This window comes from Ramlibacter aurantiacus, from assembly GCF_016722895.1.
GTDB classification, from domain to species: domain Bacteria; phylum Pseudomonadota; class Gammaproteobacteria; order Burkholderiales; family Burkholderiaceae_C; genus Ramlibacter; species Ramlibacter aurantiacus.
In genome coordinates, this window is the sequence record NZ_JAEQNA010000001.1 from 673,979 (window position 1) to 693,340 (window position 19,362).

General features: G+C 70.5%; 14 protein-coding genes. 7 read left to right on the forward strand and 7 right to left on the reverse strand.

The features are described 5' to 3' along the window. The first annotated feature begins 98 nt into the window (after positions 1 to 98). From JI739_RS03105 to JI739_RS03115, 3 genes are read left to right on the forward strand one after another with little or no spacing between them, the layout of a single operon-like run. Complete coding sequence (locus JI739_RS03105) at positions 99 to 1,208, forward strand: enolase C-terminal domain-like protein (RefSeq protein WP_201682368.1); 1,110 nt, start codon at positions 99 to 101, stop codon at positions 1,206 to 1,208. After that, complete coding sequence (locus JI739_RS03110; protein ID WP_236589039.1) at positions 1,205 to 4,117, forward strand: FAD-binding and (Fe-S)-binding domain-containing protein; 2,913 nt, start codon at positions 1,205 to 1,207, stop codon at positions 4,115 to 4,117. Before JI739_RS03105 ends, JI739_RS03110 begins: the two co-directional genes overlap by 4 nt. Beyond that, positions 4,114 to 4,551: a PPC domain-containing DNA-binding protein gene (locus JI739_RS03115; protein ID WP_201682370.1), complete on the forward strand. Its 438-nt coding sequence runs from the start codon at positions 4,114 to 4,116 to the stop codon at positions 4,549 to 4,551. Before JI739_RS03110 ends, JI739_RS03115 begins: the two co-directional genes overlap by 4 nt. A 28-nt stretch (positions 4,552 to 4,579) precedes the next feature. On the opposite strand, the gene JI739_RS03120 is transcribed toward JI739_RS03115, so the two are convergent. From JI739_RS03120 to coxB, 4 genes are all read right to left on the reverse strand, one after another. Continuing rightward, positions 4,580 to 5,386: a gamma-glutamyl-gamma-aminobutyrate hydrolase family protein gene (locus JI739_RS03120; protein ID WP_201682371.1), complete on the reverse strand. Its 807-nt coding sequence runs from the start codon at positions 5,384 to 5,386 to the stop codon at positions 4,580 to 4,582. A gap of 139 nt (positions 5,387 to 5,525) precedes the next feature. Further along, on the reverse strand, positions 5,526 to 5,873 hold the full coding sequence (locus JI739_RS03125) for a hypothetical protein (protein WP_201682372.1): 348 nt from the start codon (positions 5,871 to 5,873) through the stop codon (positions 5,526 to 5,528). Position 5,874: 1 nt separating this feature from the next. Beyond that, complete coding sequence (gene ctaD, locus JI739_RS03130; protein ID WP_201682373.1) at positions 5,875 to 8,409, reverse strand: cytochrome c oxidase subunit I; 2,535 nt, start codon at positions 8,407 to 8,409, stop codon at positions 5,875 to 5,877. Further along, positions 8,406 to 9,113 (reverse strand): cytochrome c oxidase subunit II, encoded by a 708-nt coding sequence (gene coxB / locus JI739_RS03135; protein ID WP_201682374.1) that lies wholly within the window; start codon positions 9,111 to 9,113, stop codon positions 8,406 to 8,408. Before coxB ends, ctaD begins: the two co-directional genes overlap by 4 nt. A gap of 9 nt (positions 9,114 to 9,122) precedes the next feature. Between coxB and JI739_RS03140 the strand changes: the two genes are divergently transcribed. Then, positions 9,123 to 9,587 (forward strand): DUF2231 domain-containing protein, encoded by a 465-nt coding sequence (locus tag JI739_RS03140; RefSeq protein ID WP_201682375.1) that lies wholly within the window; start codon positions 9,123 to 9,125, stop codon positions 9,585 to 9,587. Positions 9,588 to 9,735: 148 nt separating this feature from the next. Here the strand turns inward: JI739_RS03140 and JI739_RS03145 are convergent, their stop codons facing one another. Both JI739_RS03145 and JI739_RS03150 read right to left on the reverse strand, forming a co-directional pair. Then, positions 9,736 to 10,242, reverse strand: coding sequence for a CopD family protein (locus tag JI739_RS03145; protein WP_201682376.1), 507 nt, complete (start codon positions 10,240 to 10,242; stop codon positions 9,736 to 9,738). Between the two features lie 34 nt (positions 10,243 to 10,276). After that, a complete protein-coding gene (locus JI739_RS03150) occupies positions 10,277 to 12,157 on the reverse strand; it encodes a glycoside hydrolase family 15 protein (protein WP_201682377.1) in 1,881 nt (626 codons plus the stop codon). Positions 12,158 to 12,392: 235 nt separating this feature from the next. Here JI739_RS03150 and JI739_RS03155 point away from each other — a divergent pair, with 235 nt between their 5' ends. The 3 genes from JI739_RS03155 to pdeM are packed head-to-tail and all read left to right on the forward strand — an operon-like array spanning position 12,393 to position 16,207. Continuing rightward, on the forward strand, positions 12,393 to 13,115 hold the full coding sequence (locus JI739_RS03155) for a hypothetical protein (RefSeq protein ID WP_201682378.1): 723 nt from the start codon (positions 12,393 to 12,395) through the stop codon (positions 13,113 to 13,115). Positions 13,116 to 13,127: 12 nt separating this feature from the next. Beyond that, positions 13,128 to 15,560: a ligase-associated DNA damage response DEXH box helicase gene (locus tag JI739_RS03160; RefSeq protein WP_201682379.1), complete on the forward strand. Its 2,433-nt coding sequence runs from the start codon at positions 13,128 to 13,130 to the stop codon at positions 15,558 to 15,560. After that, complete coding sequence (gene pdeM, locus JI739_RS03165) at positions 15,557 to 16,207, forward strand: ligase-associated DNA damage response endonuclease PdeM (protein WP_201682380.1); 651 nt, start codon at positions 15,557 to 15,559, stop codon at positions 16,205 to 16,207. Before JI739_RS03160 ends, pdeM begins: the two co-directional genes overlap by 4 nt. 1,464 nt (positions 16,208 to 17,671) lie before the next feature. Here pdeM and JI739_RS03170 read toward each other — a convergent pair. Beyond that, the gene (locus JI739_RS03170; protein WP_201682381.1) at positions 17,672 to 19,258 is read right to left on the reverse strand and encodes a response regulator; all 1,587 of its coding nucleotides are present in this window, start codon (positions 19,256 to 19,258) and stop codon (positions 17,672 to 17,674) included. Positions 19,259 to 19,362 lie beyond the last annotated feature (104 nt).

Sequence of the window (19,362 nt, forward strand, 5' to 3'; positions counted from 1 at the left end):
CGCCGGCCTGGGACTACAAGACCCCCTCGCAACGGGAGCCGAACATGTCCTGGCGAGTGCATCGGCGGCAAGCTCGTGCACCTCCATCCAGGAAGCCCATGACCACGACCAGCTCATGCGCGGCCCCGATCGAGGCGGTCCGCGCCCTCGCCTGCCGGGTGCCGACCGACCAGCCCGAGTCGGACGGCACGCTCGCGTGGGATTCGACCACCCTGGTGCTGGTGCGCGTCAGCGCCGCCGGGCACGAAGGCCTGGGCTACACCTACGCCGACACCTCGGCCGTGACGCTGGTACATGACACGCTGGCGCCGCTGCTGACAGGCGCCGACGCCCTGCAGACCGCCGCCCGCTGGAGCCACATGCAGGCTGCGGTGCGCAACCTCGGCCAGCGCGGCATCGCGGCAATGGCCATCTCCGCCGTCGACTCGGCCTTGTGGGACTTGAAGGGAAAACTCCTGGGCCAGCCGCTGGTCCACCTGCTCGGCGGCGCGGCGCGCGAAGCCATCCCGGCCTATGGCAGCGGTGGCTTCACCAGCTATGACACGGCCACCCTGCAACGGCAGCTCGCCGACTGGGCGCAGCAAGGCTTGGGAATGGTCAAGATGAAGGTCGGCCGTGAGCCGCGACGCGACCTGGAACGGGTGCGCGCCGCCCGCGAGGCCATCGGCGATTCCTGCGAGCTGTTCGTCGATGCCAACGGCGCCTACGCCCGCAAGCAGGCGCTGGACATGGCCGAGCGCTTCGCCGCTTGCGAGGTGCGCTGGTTCGAGGAGCCTGTCTCTTCCGACGACGTGCAGGGCTTGCGGCTGCTGCGCGACCGGGCACCTGCCGGCATGGCCATCAGTGCCGGCGAGTACGGCTACGCGCTGCCGCATTTCCGGGGGCTGCTGCAAGCCGGGGCGGTCGACGTGCTGCAGGCCGACGCCACCCGCTGCGCGGGCCTGACGGGCTTCCTGAAGGTGGCGGCGCTGTGCGAGGCGTTCGGCCTGCCGCTGTCCAGCCACTGCGCGCCGGCCCTGCATGTGGCGGCCTGCTGCTGCGTGCAGCCGGCGGTGCACCTGGAGTGGTTCCACGACCACCAGCGCATCGAGCGCCTGCTGTTCGATGGCGCACCGCAGCCCAGCGGCGGCATGCTGGCGCCCGACCTGTCCCGCCCGGGGCTGGGCCTCGAATGGCGCGAGGCCGACGCGCGGAGCTACCTCGCATGACCGCCACCCCCACCCGGGCCCCGCAGGTCGACGCGATGGCGCTGGCGCGCGCGCTGCGCGAACGCATCGCCGGCGAGGTGCGCTTCGACGATGGCAGCCGCGCCCTGTACGCCACCGACGCCTCCAATTACCGCCAGGTGCCCATCGGCGTGGTGATCCCCCGCACGGTCGACGATGTCATCGCGACGGTCGACCTGTGCCGCCAGTACCGCGCCCCCATCCTCTCGCGCGGCGGCGGCACCAGCCTGTGCGGGCAGTGCTGCAACGTCGCCGTGGTGATCGACTTCTCCAAGTACCTGAACCAGGTGCTGGAGATCGATGCGGAAGGCGCGACCGCCCGGGTGCAGCCCGGCGTGGTGCTCGACGACCTGCGCCGCCAGGCCGCGCAGGTGGGGCTGACCTTCGCGCCGGACCCCGCCACCCACAACCACAACACGCTCGGCGGCATGCTGGGCAACAACTCCTGCGGACCGCACTCGGTGATGGGCGGCGAGACCGTCCACAACGTGATCGAGCTGGACATCCTCACCTCGGACGGGATTCGCATGACGGTCGGTGCCACCGACGAGGACAGCTGGCGCCGCATCCAGGCCGAGGGCGGCCGCAAGGCCGAGATCTACCGCCGCCTGCGTGAGCTGGTGGAGCGGCACGGCGAGGAGATCCGCGCCCGCTTTCCGCCCATTCCCCGCCGCGTCTCCGGCTTCAACCTGCCGCGGCTGCTGCCGGAGAACGGCTTCGACCTGGCCAAGGCGCTGGTGGGCACCGAAGGCACTTGCGTGGTGGTGCTGGAGGCCAGGCTGCGCCTCCTGCCCAACCCGCGCGAGCGGGTCCTGCTGGTGCTGGGCTACGACAGCGTGTACGAGGCCGGCGACCACGTGCCCGAGGTGATGCGCGCGGGCCCGATCGCGCTGGAAGGCGTGGACGACCGGCTGGTGCACGACATGACCGCCATGGACCTGCACCCGCGGGGCGTGCAGTTGCTGCCCGATGGCCATGGGTGGCTGCTGGCGGAGTTCGGCGGCGACACGGTGGAGGCCGCCTGCGCGGCCGCCCAGCGGCTGATGGACCAGCTGCGCTCGGCCGAGCGGCCACCGGCCATGAAACTGGTGCAGGACCCCCAGGTGCAGGCCGTGCTGTGGAAGGTGCGCGAGTCGGGCCTGGGCGCCACCGCCCACGTGCCCAACGCCCCCATCACCTGGGAAGGCTGGGAAGACGCCTCCGTGCCGCCCGAGCGGCTGGGGGAGTACCTGCGCAAGCTGCGTGCGCTGTTCGACCGCTACGGCTACGGCTGCGACCTGTACGGCCACTTCGGCCAGGGCTGCGTGCACACGCGCATCGACTTCGACCTGGTCACCGCCCCGGGCATCGCCAAGTTCCGCCGCTTCATCCACGAGGCGGCCGAACAGGTCACCGCCGTGGGTGGATCGATCTCGGGCGAGCATGGCGACGGCCAGTCCAAGGCCGAACTGCTGGAGATCATGTACGGCCCCCGGCTGGTCCAGGCCTTCGAGGACTTCAAGGACATCTGGGATCCGCTGGGGCTGATGAACCCGGGCAAGGTGGTGAGGCCCTATCGCGCCGACGAGAACCTGCGACTGGGCACCAGCTACGACCCGCCGCCGGTGGAGACGGTGATGCACTTCGCCGGCGACGCCTCGGACTTCGGCCGCACCATGCTGCGCTGCGTGGGCGTGGGCGAATGCCGCAAGCACGACGGCACCATGTGCCCCAGCTACAAGGCCACCGGCGAGGAGATGCACGCCACGCGCGGCCGGGCGCGGCTGCTGTTCGAGATGCTCAACGGCAACCGGACCGAGGGCGTGCTGCGCCAGGGCTGGCAGGAGCCGGCCGTCAAGGAGGCGCTGGACCTGTGCCTGTCTTGCAAGGGCTGCAAGAAGGAGTGCCCGGTGAAGGTGGACATGGCCTCGTACAAGGCCGAGTTCCTGTTCCACTACTTCCGCAAGCACCGGCGGCCGCTCGCCGCGCACGTCTTCGGCCACATCGACCGCTGGGCCCGCTGGGCCTCGGTGGCCCCGGGGCTGGCCAATGCGCTCATGCAGTCGCCGCCGCTGGCCCGCCTGGCACAGCGCGTGATCGGCATCGCGCCGCAGCGGCGCCTGCCGGCATTCGCCCGCCAGACCTTCCGGGCCGGGTTCCGCCCACGCGCGGCGAAAGCGCCCCGGGGCGATGTGCTGCTGTGGCCGGACACCTTCAACAACCACTTCCATCCACAGGTCGCGCACGCGGCGGCGCGGGTGCTGGAACACGCCGGCTACCGGGTGCGGATTCCCGGGCAGCCACTGTGCTGCGGCCGCCCGCTCTACGAGTTCGGCATGCTCGATGCGGCCCGCGCCCACCTGCAGCGCACGGTCGACGCGCTGGACGCCGACCTGCGCGCCGGCACGCCGGTGGTGGTGCTGGAGCCGGCGTGCCTGTCGGTGTTCAAGGAGGAACTGCCGATGATGCTGCCGGGGCAGCAGCAGGCGCACCGGCTTCGCGCGCAGAGTTTCCTGCTGGCCGACCTGCTGCAGCCGCACCTCGAGGCGCTCGACCTCGCCCCGCTGGGCCGGCCGGCGCTGGTGCACGCGCACTGCCACGCCAAGACCGTGCTCGACTTCGCCAGCAGCGGCAAGCTGATGTCGGCGATCGGGCTGGACGTGCACATGCCCGACACGGGCTGCTGCGGCATGGCCGGCTCCTTCGGCTTCGAGGAGCGCAAGTACGACGTGTCCATCGCCTGCGCCGAGCGCCGGCTGCTGCCGGCCGTTCGCGACACCGCGCCGGACCATCTGCTGATCGCCGATGGCTTCAGTTGCCGCGAGCAGATCGTCCAATGCACCGGCCGCGACGTGCAGCACCTGGCCGAGGTGCTGCTGCGCGCCCTACCCGACCAAGGAGAGTCCCCATGAAATCCAAAGTGCTGAACCAAGGTCCCGAGCGAACCATCGCGCTGATCTTCGACAAGGGCGACGAGGTCATCTCGACGCTGCAACGCTTCGCCAGGGAGCACAGCCTGACCGCCAGCCGCTTCAGCGCCATCGGCGCGCTGGAGCGGGCCGTGCTCGGCTACTTCGACTGGGAGCGCAAGGACTACGACCGGCTGCCGGTCGATGACCAGGTGGAGGTGTTGTCCCTCAACGGCGACATCGCGCTGGATGGCAGCGAACCCAAGGTCCACGCCCACGCGGTGCTCGGCCGCCGCGACGGCAGCTGCGTCGGCGGCCATGTGCTGGAAGCTTTCGTGCGCCCCACGCTCGAAGTGCTGCTGATCGAATCGCCCGGCTACCTGCGCAAGACCTGCGACCGCGACAGCGGGCTGGCACTGATCGACCTCTCGGCCTGAGGCGTGGGCGGCGGCGCGGGCTGCCGCGTCAGGACAGACAGGTTTGCGGCTGGTCGCACCGCTGCTGCGCCCGGCGCTGGCGACAGGCCTCGGCGAAGCCCTGCATGATCCGTCCGTACGCCGGGTGCCAGCGCCAGCCCCACTCGGGGTGGAACTGGAAGCCCCAGGCGAAGCCGTCGTGACCACCGAAGCGGAAAGCCTCGACCAGGCCGTCGTCCGCGTGGGCTTCGGCCACCAGCCCCTCGCCCAGGCGGTCCACGCCCTGCGAATGGAGCGAGCTGACCGGGAACCGCCGCATGCCCACCAGCCGCTCGAGTGCGCCGCCGGGCGCCACGGTCACGAAGTGGCGTTCCAGGTACTGCTGCGCCACCGACTCCTCGGCGTCTTCCCAGTGCCGCACGCCGTCGGTGCGCGCACGCAGGTCCTGGTGCAGGGTGCCGCCGCAGGCGACGTTGAACTCGTGCGAACCGCGGCAAAAGCCGATCAGGGGCACCTGCTGCCGCAGCGCCAGGCGCACCAGCGGCAGGCTCACCGCATCGCGTTCCAGGTCGTAGGTGCCATCGGTGACCTGCTGCGAGCCACCGAAGTGGCTGGGATGGACGTGGGTGGCCGAGCCGCCGAGCAGCACGCCCGAGACCTGCCGCAGCGCGGATTCGAGCTGCGCGGGCGCCACCGCCGGAAACGACACCGGCTGCAGCCCCAGGCTGACCAGCGTGCGCCAGCTGGCCTCGTCGACCAGGGTGTAGCGCTGCGGCTTGCCGTGTTCGTTGGACAGGATCCTGTGGCTGGCGGCTATCCAGACCCGGGGTGCGGGCTGCAGGACAGGTCTTGACACCGCAGGCACCGCAGCGCGGTTCTCTTCAGGAGCGAAGGTCACTTGGGGGTCCGGCAGCAGAACACTCCAGGAGCATCGCCAGTCGCGAGACCGAAGTACGTAGGACGGACCTGAAAATCCTTGCAGCGGCCGCGCGGCGTCACAGGCAGGGCGGCAGCGCCAGCAGCGGGGCCGCCACCAGCAGCGTGGCCAAGGCAGACGCCCCGTACAGGAAGGCGGCCGCCCGGGCCACGAAGCGTTCGCGCCCGCCTCCCACCCGAGCTGCGGTACCCCAGGCCGCCCGGGTCGCCCAACCCAGCAGCGCGGCGGTGAGCAGCGAGAACGCCAGCAGCGCCAGGTTGATGGCATTCACTGGCCCGGCGCCCGCCGCCTGCGGCCAGGCCGCGCAGGCCACCGACATGCCGCCGTACACCGCGCCGAACCAGGCCAGCCAGATGGTCTGGCCGGCGACGAGGTGCAGCGGATGGTCGAAGCGCGGCAGGCGCATCTCAGAAGCCCCCGATGACGATCGGCAGCAGCGACATCGCCACCCAGGCGACGGCACCGGCGGCGGCGGTGAAGATCCACAGCATGAGGACCACGCCCGGCTCGTACGGCGCGTCCACGCTCACGTGTTCCACATGGATCCGCCAGGCCTGCAACGCGGCGGTGACCGTCGACAGCGCGCCGTGCACCAGCAGGAACCACAGCGTGAAGGCCAGCACCGCATCATGGGCGCTGGCACGCGGCTGCAGCGGGGCCTGCAGCAGCAGCCAGCCCAGCACGATGCAGCCGGCCAGGCCCAGCCCGCTGGCCAGCAGCAGGCCCCCACGCAGGCCGGCCACATGGCCCTGGCGAAGTCGCCGCACGGCGCGGCCCATGACGGCGGCACCGAGGGCGAGGCTGCCAGCCGCCCACGCCAGCGGCCAGGTGCCGATGGGCGATCGCGCCGGCGGCCGCCAGTCTGGCGCGGCGGTCCAGAGGTAGAGCCACGCGAACACCAGCGACGCATACAGCGCCGCGTCCGCCAGCAGGGTCATGCCCATGCCCCACAGGCCCGGCCCGTCCTGCGTGCGGGTGTGCAGGCGCAGGCCTTCGGGCAGTTCGTCGGCCACGGCCGCCGCCTCGCGCGAGTAGGCGCCGTTCTCCCACGACCAGCGCAGCAGCACCAGCACGACCAAAGCGGTCAGCCCCAGGGCGACGGGATAGGCCTTGGCCAGCAGGCTGATGCACAGGCCGGCCAGCAGCAGCCCGGCGAGCAGCGGCAGCCAGGAGTTGCCGGGGAGCACCATCACCTCGCGCGGCTCACCGGTGACGGGGTCGCAGCCCAGCGTCTCGCGCCGGCCATGCGTGGCCTGGGGCAGCTCGTGGCGGCCCTGCTCGATCGAGCGCGGCAGGTCCGGGTGGTCCCACAGCGGGTGGCGCGTGGGCAGCGACGGCAGGCTGGCGAAGTTGTACGAGCGCGGCGGCATGCCACTGGCCCACTCCAGCGTGTCCGCCCGCCAGGGGTTCTCGGGCGCGCGTCGGCCCCAGCGGAAGTGCAGCACCCAGTCCAGCAGCACCGCGGCCAGCCCGAAGGCCATCACGAAGCCGAACACCGACGACACCAGGTTGGGCAGGTCCCAACCCAGGCCCGTGGGGTAGGTGTAGGCCCGGCGCGGCATGCCCAGCAGCCCGGTCCAGTGCATCACCAGGAAGGTGCCGTTGAAACCGATGAAGGTCAGCCAGAAGCCCACGTGCCCCAGCCGCTGCGAAGGCAGCCTGGCGCTGAACAGCGGCATCCAGTAGTACAGGCCCGCGATCAGCGGAAACACCATGCCGCCGACCAGCACGTAGTGCAGGTGCGCCACGACGAAGTGGGTGTCGTGGACCTGCCAGTCGAAGGGCACGAACGCCACCATCACGCCGGTGAGCCCGCCCAGCACGAAGATCGCCACGAAGCCACCGATCCACAGCATGGGCAGCGACCACACCGGCCGGCCGCTCCACAGCGTGGCGAGCCAGGCGAACACCTGGATGCCGGTCGGAATGGCCACCAGCATGCTGGCGACCGCGAAGAACGACTGCGCCAGCGCCGGGATGCCCACCGCGAACATGTGGTGCACCCACAGGCCGAAGCTGAGGAAGCCGACGGCGATGAGCGAGACCACCACCCAGCTGTAGCCGACCAGCGGCCGGCCGGCGAACACCGGCACCAGGGTGGAGACGATGCCGGCCGCGGGCAGGAAGATGATGTAGACCTCGGGATGGCCGAACAGCCAGAACAGGTGCTGCCACAGCAGCGGGTCGCCGCCGCGGGTGGGATCGAAGAAGGCCCATCCGGCGGCGCGCTCCAGCTCCAGCAGGATGGACGCGAGGATCAGCGGCGGGAAGCCCACGATGATCATCATCGAGCTCACCAGGATCGACCACGCGAAGATGGGCAGGTGCTGCAAGCCCATGCCGTGGGCGCGCGTGCGCAGGATGGAAACCACCAGGTCGATGGCCGCGGCCATGGTGGAGATCTCCACGAACGTGACGCCCAGCAGCCAGAAGTCGGAATGCACGCCGGGCGAATACACGCTGCTGGACAGCGGCGTGTACATGAACCAGCCGGCATCCGGCGCCAGCCCCAGCAGCAGGCTGAAGCACAGGATGATGCCGCCGAAGAGGTAGCACCAGTAGCCGAAGGCCGACAGCCGCGGGAACACCAGGTCGCGTGCGCCCAGCATCTTGGGCAGCAGGTAGCCGGCCAGCCCCTGCAGCACCGGGACCGCGAACAGGAACATCATCATCGTGCCGTGCATGGTGAAGGCCTGGCTGTAGGCCTCGGCGCCCATGAACCCGTGCGAGGGTCGCGCCAGCTGCGAACGCATCAGCATGGACAACAGCCCGGCGATGACGAAGAACACGCCGCCGGTGATCATGAAGCGGCGCATGACGATGGTGTGGTTCACCACGGACAGCGCACGCCAGCCCGTGGGGTTGCCCCACACGGCCTCGAACTCCTCGTGCAGCCTGACCGGATCGCGTGGCGGCCTCTCGCGTGGGTCCGGCCCGGTCATCGCGCCACCCCTTCCTGCGCGGTGCCGGGCCTGCTCGCCATCCACTGGGCGAAGGCCTGCGGCTCCATCGCATGCACCACCATCTTCATGTGGGCGTGCCCCACGCCGCAATACTCGGCGCATTGGCCCAGGAACTCGCCGGCCTGGTCGGCCCGCAGCCTCACCACCTGCACGCGCCCGGGCAGCGCATCGAGCTTGCCCCCGAGCCGCGGCACCCAGAACGAATGGATCACGTCGTCGCTGGTCACGTGCAGGTGCACCGTGCGCCCCACCGGCAGCCGCAACTCGTCGCGCAGCCGCAACCCGGTGTCGGGGTAGTGAAGATCCCACTGGAACTGCCGCGCGCGCACGTCGATGCGCAGGGGCGGCTCGCCGCCATCGGGATCCGGCAGGGGCAACTGGTGCAGGCCCGCGGGCGCGCCGAACACCACCAGCGCGACCACCGCCACGCCCGGCAGCACCAGGCCGCCGCCCACCAGCCAGCGCAGGCCGCTGCGGCGGGCCTGCTCGTGGGAGTGGCCACGGCGCGAACGCATGGCCACCAGCCAGAGCACGACCACCCCCAGCAGCACCAGCGTGGCCACGCCGAGCATCCACCACCACACGACGGCGATGGCGTGGGCCGAGGGACCTGCCGGGTCCAGCGTCGACAGCGGTCCGGCGCAGCCCGCGAGCAGCCACACGGCCGGCGGCGCGATACCCATAATGGGCCGATGCCACCATCGCCCGAGCCCATCCTGAGCCGAGCGGCCGTCGCCGGCCACCCCTTGCATCCGATGATGATCCACTTCCCGGTGGCCTCGCTGGTGGCCCTGGTGCCGGTGGACGTGGCCTATCTCATGGGCGGTGATCCGTTCTGGGCCCGCGCTGGCCTGTGGCTGGCCGGTGTCGGCGCGGTGGGCGGCTGGATCGCCAGCCTGGCGGGCCTGGTGGACCTGTTGACGGTTCGCCGCGTGCGTCGCCTCGTCACGGCCTGGGGCCATGCCCTGCTGGCGGTGATGATGCTGTCGCTGGCCAGCATGAACTGGCTGGTGCGCGTGGGCAGCGACCTCGGCTCGCTGGTGATGCCCTGGGGCATCGGCCTGTCGCTGCTCACCGGCGGTTTCATCGCGCTGGCGGCCTACCTGGGCGGGCGACTGGTCTACGAGCACGCGGTGGGCGTGGACACGACCGACTAGTTTCCCCGCCGAAGCGGTTTGGGCGGGTGTCTCTCCCGCCGCCGCGCAGCGGCAGGCCCTTCCAGCGGCCACCGCGGAACCGGCTTTGCCGGGCCGCTGGTGGCGCCCCTCGAGGGGAGGCGCCGAAGGCGCGTCGGGGTGGTTCATGTCAGAACGGCTTGGCCAGCACCAGCCAGGCGATCACGCCCAGCCACAGCACCGACGCGGCCGCGACGCATCCGCTGACCACGCGCACCCCGCGCGAAGCCGTCCCCTCGGCGCCCGCCTGCCGCTCGGTGCGCAGGACCAGCATGCCGCACACGCCATGGCCCAGCACCAGCAGGCCGACCACGGCGAGCTTGGCGATCAGCCATGGCGCCACCGGCCCCTGCAGCAGGAAGATCGTCGTGCCGGAGGCGATCGCCACCAGCGCGGCCGGCGTGGCCATGAGGGTGAAGATGGCGCGCAGCACCCCGTGCCGCACGGGATCGACCGCGACGGGGGCGGCCGATCCCGCCGCGGTGGCGATCGCGGCCGTCATGTACAGCAGCGAACCACTCCAGAGGATCACGGCGCTGATGTGCAGCAGCTTCAGCCAGGGCACCTGGGCTCCGGGGACGAAAGAGGGAAAGAACGCCCGCGCGTCGCGCACCGCGGGCAGCGGGGGATGGTGCATCGATCATGGGCTGCCTGAGCAGCGGCGCGCGGCGTCATCGGATGAACTTGCTGTAGGAACTCGCCGACGCGGCATCGCCGCGTTCCCGCCGGGCCCGCGCCAGCGACATGGCCGCCGTGATCAGGCCCACATGGCTGAAGGCCTGGGGAAAGTTGCCCATGGGCGTGCCGTCCGCCTCGCGGAATTCCTCCGCGAACAGGCCCACGTGGTTGGCCAGCCCCAGCACGCGCTGGTAGATGCGCTCGGCCTCCTCGATGCGCCCTTCGCGCGCCAGGCAGTCGACGCACCAGAAGCTGCAGATCACGAACAGGTGCTCGGGACCGGACACCCCGTCATAACCCGGGCCGGGCGGATAGCGGTGCATGAGCCCGTCCTCGCGCATCAGCCGCTCCATGATGTAGCGCACCGTGCCGCGCATGCGGGGATCGTTCGGCGGCAGGTAGCCCATGCGGGGCATCAGCAGCAGCGCGGCGTCGGGTTCCTGGCTGCCGTAGTAGCCCACGTAGCTGCCGAGCCGCTCGTCGAAGCCGTGCGTCTCGATGTCCTGCCGGATGGCGTCGCGTTCGGCGCGCACGCACGCCACATCGATGGGCAGCCCCTGCGACCGGTTCAGTTCCAGCGCCCGGTCGAGCGCCACCCAGCACATCAGCTTGGAATGCGTGTTGTGGCGCGGCGGCAGCCGGATTTCCCAGATGCCGTGGTCGGGCTCGCGCCAGATGCGGCAGACGGACTGGGTGAACTCCGCCAGGAGTTCTTTCTCGTCCGGCTGCAACTCGCCGCCCAGCTCGACATAGTCCCAGGCGGTGAAGATGACCTCGCCATACACGTCGTGCTGCTCCTGCTGCGAGGCCGCGTTGCCGACGCGTACGGGCCCGATGCCGCGCCAGCCGCTGAGGTGGGGCAGTTCGCCTTCGGGCAACTCGGTCTCGCCATGCACCGTGTACATGACCCGCAGACGCGGCCGCGAGCAGCGCGTGGCGTGCAGCAGCCAGCCGAGGAAGGCATCGCTTTCGCGGCCGTGGCCCAGGTCGGTGAACGCGTCCAGCACCAGCGAGGTGTCGCGCAGCCAGCAGTAGCGGTAGTCCCAGTTGCGCGAGCCGGTCTCGCTTTCGGGCAGCGAGGTGGTCGCCGCCGCGACCACGGCGCCGCTCGGTTCGTAGGTGAGCAGCTTGAGCATGAGCGCGCTGCGCAGCACGGCTTCGACACCGGGACCTTCGTAGCGGCCGCCGTCGCACCAGTCCTGCCACCAGGCCAGCGTGGCCTCCAGCAAGCGGCCGGCCCGCGCCTGCAGCGACTCGCCACCGGAATCCTCGCCGGTCGGCGTGTGCAGCAGCATGACGTGCCGCTCGCCGGCCTGGAGCATGGCGCTGCCGCCGAGCGTGCCCTCGCCCAGCATCTCCAGCGGCAAGGTGCTCGCGAGTTCGAGATCGAGCCCCGGACCCAGGCAATGCCAGCGCCCCTCGCCGCAGGCGACCAGGTCCACCGGGGCCCGGGCATAGTCCGGCCGTGGCTGCACCTGCGCGGCCAGCTCGACGCGACCGGCCAGGCAGGTCGCCACCCGCACCACCTGCTGCACCCAGGGCGTGCCGTCCACCTTCGACTCGACGCCTGGCAGGCTCATGAAGTCCATCAACTCCAGCACGCCTTCGGGACACTCGAAGACCGTGCGCAGCACGTTGGTGTGCGGCTCGTAGCGCTGTTCCACCTGCAGCACCTGCGAGGGGGCCAGCGCGAAGCGCCCACCGCGCTCGGCGTCCAGCAGCGCGGCGAAGACCGAGGGGCCGGAAAAATGCGGCAGGCACCACCAGTCGATCGATCCCCAGCGCGAGACCAGGGCGATGCTGCGGCAGTTGCCAATGGCGGCGTAGTCGGCGATGGCGGGAGCTTGGGCAGGGATGTACGGGCAGGCGGGCATGTCGAGCCCATGCTAGGGAAACGGCGGGCTGCTGTGTTGTTGTTGTAGCGAGGGGTTCCACGGGCATCGGGATGTCGGAACCTGGGCGGCCGACGAACAAGCCCCCGCAGGGTTCGCGGGCCCGTCGCCCTGCCGCCCAGGCTCCCAAGATGCGCTCGGCGCGGCCGCGTCCGACGCGGCGGCCCGGCAGTGGCCGCCCCGCCGCCGCTCGGCAGGCACTACGCTGGTGGGCGCCATGCTGCTCGAAAGCCTGCTCGCCTTCCTGCTCGCCACCGTCCACCTGGTCGCCCGCGGCACCGTCGCGCTGTCGGGCCCGCCCCGCAGCGTGTGGCTGTCGACGGCCGGCGGCATCTCGGTCGCCTACGTCTTCCTCCACCTGCTGCCCGAGCTGCACGAGGGCCAGCACCACCTGCAGGAGCGGGGCGCGCTCGGGGTGGTGCCGGGGCAAAGCGCGATCTACCTGGTCGCCCTGGGCGGGCTGGTGCTGTTCTACGGGCTCGAGCACCTGGCCGATCGCTCGCGCTCCAACGAGCGGCGACGCGGCCAGCCCGACAGCACCAGCGCAGGCGCGTTCTGGCTGCACGTGGCCTCCTTCGGCCTGTACAACCTGGCCATCGGTTACCTGCTGGTGCATGGCGAGCGCGACAACCTGCTGCTGTACGGTGTGGCCATGGGCCTGCACTTCGTGGTGAACGACCATTCGCTGCGCGAACACCACAAGGGGCGCTACGACCGGCTCGGCCGCTGGCTGCTGGCGGCCGCGGTGCTGGGCGGATGGGCGCTGGGCCTGGCCACCGAGGTGTCGGAGCTGTCCGTGAAGATGCTCATTGCGGTGCTCGCCGGCGGCGTGATCCTCAACGTGGTGAAGGAGGAACTGCCCCAGGAGCGCGAGAGCCGCTTCGGTGCCTTCCTGGGTGGCGCGGCCCTCTATGGCGCCGTGCTGCTGGCGGCCACCTGATCACCGTCCCCCATGAAGCCGCGCAAGCCGCCCGCCCTGCCCCAGCCGCTCACCGACTGGCTGCGCGGCCGCGGCTGGGACTGGTTCGCGCACCAGCTCGCCACCTTCGAGGCGGCCACCGCCGGCCGGGACGTGCTGCTGTGCGCGCCCACCGGCGCCGGCAAGACGCTGTCCGGCTTCCTGCCGGCCCTGGCCGACCTGCTGGCGAACCCACAGCGCACGCGCGGACTGCACACCCTCTACGTCTCTCCGCTGAAGGCGCTGGCGGTGGACGTTCACCGCAACATCGGCCGGCCCATCGCCGAGATGAAGCTGCCGGTGACGCACGAGACCCGCACCGGCGACACGCCCTCGGGCAAGCGGCAGCGCCAGCGCGTGCGGCCACCCGATCTGTTGATGACCACGCCCGAATCGCTGTCGCTGCTCATCTCGTACGACGATGCCGCCACCACCTTCGCCGGGCTGCGGTTCGTGATCGTGGACGAGCTGCACGCGCTGATGGGATCCAAGCGCGGCGACCTGCTGGCGCTCGCGCTGGCGCGGCTGCGCACGCTGGCTCCGCAGGCGCGCTTCATCGGGCTGTCGGCCACCATCGCCGACCCGGAGCTGGCGCGCGACTGGCTGTGCGGACCTCACGGGGCGATCGTGCGCGCCCCGGCCCGGGTTCGCCCCGACATCCGCATCCTCGAGCCCGACGCGCGCATTCCGTGGGCGGGACACCTGGCGCGCTACGCCATGCCCGAGATCTACCAGGCGTTGACGCACAGCCCCATGAGCATCGTCTTCGTCAACACGCGGGCGCAGGCCGAGCTGGTGTTCCAGACGCTGTGGCAGATGAACGAGCGCGGCCTGCGCATCGGCCTGCACCACGGCTCGCTCGAACCGGCGCTTCGCCGGCGCGTCGAGGAGCGCATGGCCGGGGGCCAGCTCGATTGCGTGGTCGCCACCTCGTCGCTGGACCTGGGCATCGACTGGGCCGAGGTCGCCCTGGTGGTGCAGGTGGGCGCGCCCAAGGGCGTGAGCCGGCTGCTGCAGCGCATCGGCCGATCGAACCACCGCCTGAACGAACCGAGCCGGGCCCTGCTGGTGCCGACCAACCGCTTCGAGGTGCTCGAATGCCAGGCGGCGCTGGACGCGGTGGCGCATCGCGAACTGGACGGAACCGCCGTTCGCACGGGCGGCCTGGACGTGCTGGCCCAGCACATCGTGGGCACCGCCTGCGCCTCGCCCTTCGATGCCGACCGGCTGTACGCCGAGGTCCGCACCGCCTGGCCCTATAGCGAGCTGTCGCGCGAGGACTTCGACCAGACGCTGCGCTTCGTGGCCGATGGCGGCTACGCACTCAAGAGCTACGAGCGCTACCGGCGGCTGGCCCTGGGCGAGGACGGCCGGTGGCATCTCACCGCGCCGGCCTTCGCGCGGCAATACCGGCTGAACGTCGGCACCATCGTCGAGGCGCCCATGCTGAAGGTGAAGCGGCGCCGGCAGTACCTGGGGATGATCGAGGAGTCCTTCATCGAGCACCTGAGCCACGGCGACACCTTCCTCTTCGCCGGCCAGGTGGTGCAGTTCGAAGGGCTGGTCGATGGGGTGGTGATGGTGTCATCCACCACCGCCGACACCGCGCGCATCCCCAGCTACGACGGCGGCAAGCTGCCACTGTCCACGCACCTGGCGCGGCGGGTGCGCGAGCTGCTGCAGCACCCGCGGCAATGGCGCAAGCTGCCGGACGACGTGGGCGCCTGGCTGGAATTGCAGCAGCAACGCTCGCAACTGCCGGGCATGGACGACCTGCTGGTCGAAAGCTTCAAGCGCGGCAACCGCTTCTACACCGTGGCCTACCCTTTCGCGGGTCGGCAGGCGCACCAGACGCTGGGGTTCCTGGTGATGCGGCGGCTCAAGCGGCTGGACCGCCGGCCTCTGGGCTTCGTGGCGTCGGACTATGCGCTGGTGTTCTGGTCGATGCGCCGGCCGGGCGATCTGTACGAACTGTTCTCGGTCGAGCTGCTGGGCGAGGAACTGCCCGACTGGCTGCACGACACGCCCTTGCTCAAGCGCACCTTCCGCGAGGTGGCGGTGATCTCGGGCCTGGTGGAGCGGCAGCACCCGGGCCATCGCAAGACCGGGCGGCAGATGTCCTTCAGCTCCGACCTGATCTTCGACGTGCTGATGCGCTATGAGCCGCAGCACGTGCTGATCCGCGCCGCCTACCAGGAGGCCATGGGCGGGCTGATCGACGTGGGCCGTTTGTCGGACGTGCTGAACCGGGTGCAGGGCCACATCATCGTGCGCGAACTCAAGGCGGTCTCGCCGCTGGCGGTGCCGCTGATGCTGGACATCGCGCGGGAGAGCGTGGCGCGCAAGGACGCCGGCGACTGGCACCTGGAGGAACTGGAACACGCCCTGCTGGCCGAAGCCGGGTTCGAGGAAGGCGTGCCGGCATGACGATCGTGTTCGGCGGGCAGGCCTTGGTCCTGGACCCGACCGGCGCGTTGTGGTGGCCGCGGCATCGCCTGCTGGTGGCCACCGACCTGCACCTGGAGAAAGGCTCGCACCATGCGCGCCGGGGCTTCTTCCTGCCGCCCTACGACACGCACGCCACCTTGCTGCGGCTGCGCCAGGTGTGCGAGCGATGGCAGGCGCAGCGGCTGATGCTGCTGGGCGATTGCTTCCACGACCCGGGCGGGCTGGCGCGCCTCGATCCGCTGGCGCGCGCCGACTTCGACCAGCTGCGGCGGCTGGATCCCGTGTGGATCCGCGGCAACCATGACCGCGATGTGGTGCCACCCGGCTTCACGCCCTACGACGTGTTCGAGGCCGACGGCCTGGTGTTCCGCCACGAAGCCGAACCCGCAGCGGTGAACGAGATCAGCGGCCACTTCCATCCGAAGGCGCGCATCGCGCACCGGGGCGCCTCGGTGGAGCGGCCCTGCTTCGCGGAGGACGGCCGCAAGCTCGTGCTGCCGGCTTTCGGTGCGTATGCGGGTGGGCTGTCGGTGGAGGCACCAGCGCTGCGCAGGCTGTTCACGTCGCCCTTGCGGGTGCACCTGTTGGGGCAGCACCGGGTGCACAGCTTCAGGCTCGGGAGTTGATTGGCGTCCGATAGCGCTTCGCCCGCACCGAAAGCCGCACCCTCTCGCCCCCTCAGCCGTTCGCCCTGAGCTTGTCGAAGGGTGCGCCAGAGCGCCCGTCACTTCGATGCTTGCCCTGCAAGGACGAGCGTAGCGATGGCCCGCACTGAGCCCGCGCCCTGTGCTCGGTTCTAGGCTCACCGTCGTGGTGCCAAGCTCGCGTGCAACGTCGATCGACTGCCGATTGTGCGGCGGCCCCAACTGCTCCAGGGCCCATCTCTTTTGCTCAGGTGTGTATCGCTTCGGTGGCATGTTCTGCCGCTCCAGATCTCCCGCCAAGGTTGAGGATCAGAAGCGACAACTAGCCTGACACAGAGGGAGACAAAGAGAGGGACTCGTCCGCCGGGGCGACATCCCGGCTTGCCGCGACCGCTACAAGAATTGGTCCAAGGAGATCTTCTCCGATCACACTCCTTCGGGGGCCCTTCGACAGGCTCAGGGCGAACGGTGGGAGGCGGCTCAGGGCGATCGGGGTGACGCTCACGGGGGGGGCGGCAGGCTCATCGCGACGGGAGCGGTCCCCCCCAGGCCGAGCGCAGCGATGGCCCGTGAAGAAAATCCCCTGTGGCTGCGCCGAGGAGCGCAGGGCGGCGGGGAAATAGAAGCGCAGACTGTCTGAGCCCCGCAGGGGCGAGTTTCTGCGCTTCCCCCGCCGTCCGAGCACCGCAGGTTGCCCTCGGCGCCCGCAGGGCGTCGAGGGACGCAGACAGTGGGGTCGCCTTTCTTTGGTTCCTTTCTTTGGCGAGACAAAGAAAGGGACTCGCCCGCCGGGGCGAAATCCCGGCTTGCAGCGAGTGCTACAAGAATTGATCCAAGGAGATCTTCTCCGATCGCACTCATTCGGGGGCCCTTCGACAGGCTCAGGGCGAACGGTGGGAGGCGGCTCAGGGTGCGCGGGGTGACGCTCACCGGGGGGGCGGCAGGCTCATCGCGACGGGAGCGGTCCCCCCCCAGGCCGAGCGCAGCGATGGCCCGTGAAGAAAATCCCCTGTGGCTGCGCCGAGGAGCGCAGGACGGCGGGGAAATAGAAGCGCAGACTGTCTGAGCCCCGCAGGGGCGAGTTTCTGCGCTTCCCCCGCCGTCCGAGCACCGCAGGTTGCCCTCGGCGCCCGCAGGGCGTCGAGGGACGCAGACAGTGGGGTCGCCTTTCTTTGGTTCCTTTCTTTGGCGAGACAAAGAAAGGGACTCGCCCGCCGGGGCGAAATCCCGGCTTGCAGCGAGTGCTACAAGAATTGATCCAAGGAGATCTTCTCCGATCGCGCTCATTCGGGGGCCCTTCGACAGGCTCAGGGCGAACGGGTGTGGGTACGAGCCCTTCGACAGGCTCAGGGCGAACGGAGGAGAACAGGCTCAGGCCAGACGGAGTGAGAACAGGCTCAGGCCAGACGGAGTGGCAACAGGATCAGGCCAGACGAGCAAGCAGGCTCACGGCTTCAACAGGCCCGGGATCGTCGCGGCGAAGAACTCGTCCCCGTGCCCCGCCGGTGCCGCACCACCAACCGGCCGGCTGGTCCAGTGCGCCAGCACGCTCCAGAGCTTGCCCACGTCCATCGGCTTGGCCACGAAGTCGCTGGCGCCAGCCTCGGCGCAGGCAGCGCGGTCGGACGGGCGCACGTTGGCGCTCATGGCGATCACCGGCAGGTGTTGCCACGCCGCGTGCTGGCGCAGCAGGCGCATGGCCTCCAGCCCGCCCATGACGGGCATGAACAGGTCCATGAGGACGGCGTCGTAACTGCCCCGGGCCAGGGTGTCCAGCGCCTCGCGCCCGTTCGTCGCGGTGTGCACCCGCGAGCCGGCCATCTCCAGCAGTTGCTGAACGACCTCGCGATTGAGGTCGTCGTCATCGACCAGCAGGATGCGCTTGCCCGCCAGCACCGCCGGCGGCTCGGCGAACTCGGCAAGGGCCGTGCCGTCCGTCGCCCGCTCGCGCAGCCGCGCGGTGAACCAGAACCGGCTGCCCAGCCCCGGCTCGCTTTCCACGCCGACGTCGCCGCCCATCAACCGGGCCAGCCGCTTGCAGATGGCCAGGCCCAAGCCGCTGCCGCCCTGGACCGGCTGCCGCGCCTGGCTGAAGTCGGCGAACAGGCGCTCGATCTCGGCCTCGGACAAACCGCGCCCACTGTCGATCACGTCGAAGTGCAGCAACACGGAATCGTCGTCGCGCGCGGCCAGGCGGATGTCGATGGCGATGCGGCCGGCGTCGGTGAAGCGCAGCGCATTGGCCGTGTAATTCAGCAGGACCTGGCACAGGCGCGCCGGGTCGCCGAACACGCGGGTGGGTACCTTCGGGGCGACGGTCACTTCCAGCGCGATGCCACGCTCGCGCGCCTTGTCGCCCAGCATGCCGGTGACCCGGTCGAGCACGTCTTTCAGATCGAAGTCGCGCTCGTTCAGCGTCAGCCGGCCCGTCTCCACCTTGGAGAGGTCGAGGACGTCGTCGATCAGCGCGAGCAGGTGCTGCCCCGCCTGGCGGATCTTGGCGAGCTGGGCCTGGTCGGCCGGCCGAAGATCGCTGGCCCCCAGCAGCTGGGCGAGGCCGACGATCGCATTGAGCGGGGTGCGAATCTCGTGGCTGAGGTTGGCCACGAACACGGACTTGGCCCGGGTGGCCTGCTCGGCCACCTCGCGCGCCTGCTCGGATGCATCGATCGCCTTCACCAGCTCGGTGACATCGCGCGAGACCGACAGCAGGTGGCTGATGGCCCCGCCCTGGCGGACGGCGGAGACGGTCACGTCCCACCACTTCTCGGTGCCCTGGGCGGTGGCGCAAGGCGCGCGGAAGCGACTGACCTCGCCCCGGCGCGCGGCGGCGACCGCGGCGGCGACGGTGTTGCGCGACTCGGCCGGCCAGAGGGCGCTCCAGGGGGCGCCTTCGAGGGACCCGAAGGATTCGAGCTCCATCAGGCACAGGCCATTGCGATTCATGCGCAGCAGCCGCCCATCGAGGTCAAGCAGCTTCACGCAATCGGGGCTGCTCTCGAACATCCAGGCGCCGATGTCATCGCATTCCACGGAAGCGAGCGCATGGCCGACGAAACCGATCGAGGCAGGCGGTGTAGGTGGATGAATCACGTTGATACAGCTGAGGTCGGGCTTCGATGGTAGTGGCACTCGCC

What these genes read in the sequence shown, in the direction of transcription:
- pdeM (WP_201682380.1), top strand. Translation starts at nt 15,557, where the DNA reads ATGACGATCGTGTTCGGCGGGCAGGCCTTGGTCCTGGACCCGACCGGC.
- JI739_RS03160 (WP_201682379.1), top strand. Translation starts at nt 13,128, where the DNA reads ATGAAGCCGCGCAAGCCGCCCGCCCTGCCCCAGCCGCTCACCGACTGG.
- JI739_RS03150 (WP_201682377.1), bottom strand. Translation starts at nt 12,157, where the DNA reads ATGCCCGCCTGCCCGTACATCCCTGCCCAAGCTCCCGCCATCGCCGAC.
- JI739_RS03155 (WP_201682378.1), top strand. Translation starts at nt 12,393, where the DNA reads ATGCTGCTCGAAAGCCTGCTCGCCTTCCTGCTCGCCACCGTCCACCTG.
- JI739_RS03110 (WP_236589039.1), top strand. Translation starts at nt 1,205, where the DNA reads ATGACCGCCACCCCCACCCGGGCCCCGCAGGTCGACGCGATGGCGCTG.
- JI739_RS03125 (WP_201682372.1), bottom strand. Translation starts at nt 5,873, where the DNA reads ATGCGCCTGCCGCGCTTCGACCATCCGCTGCACCTCGTCGCCGGCCAG.
- JI739_RS03105 (WP_201682368.1), top strand. Translation starts at nt 99, where the DNA reads ATGACCACGACCAGCTCATGCGCGGCCCCGATCGAGGCGGTCCGCGCC.
- ctaD (WP_201682373.1), bottom strand. Translation starts at nt 8,409, where the DNA reads ATGACCGGGCCGGACCCACGCGAGAGGCCGCCACGCGATCCGGTCAGG.
- JI739_RS03140 (WP_201682375.1), top strand. Translation starts at nt 9,123, where the DNA reads ATGCCACCATCGCCCGAGCCCATCCTGAGCCGAGCGGCCGTCGCCGGC.
- coxB (WP_201682374.1), bottom strand. Translation starts at nt 9,113, where the DNA reads ATGGGTATCGCGCCGCCGGCCGTGTGGCTGCTCGCGGGCTGCGCCGGA.
- JI739_RS03115 (WP_201682370.1), top strand. Translation starts at nt 4,114, where the DNA reads ATGAAATCCAAAGTGCTGAACCAAGGTCCCGAGCGAACCATCGCGCTG.
- JI739_RS03145 (WP_201682376.1), bottom strand. Translation starts at nt 10,242, where the DNA reads ATGCACCATCCCCCGCTGCCCGCGGTGCGCGACGCGCGGGCGTTCTTT.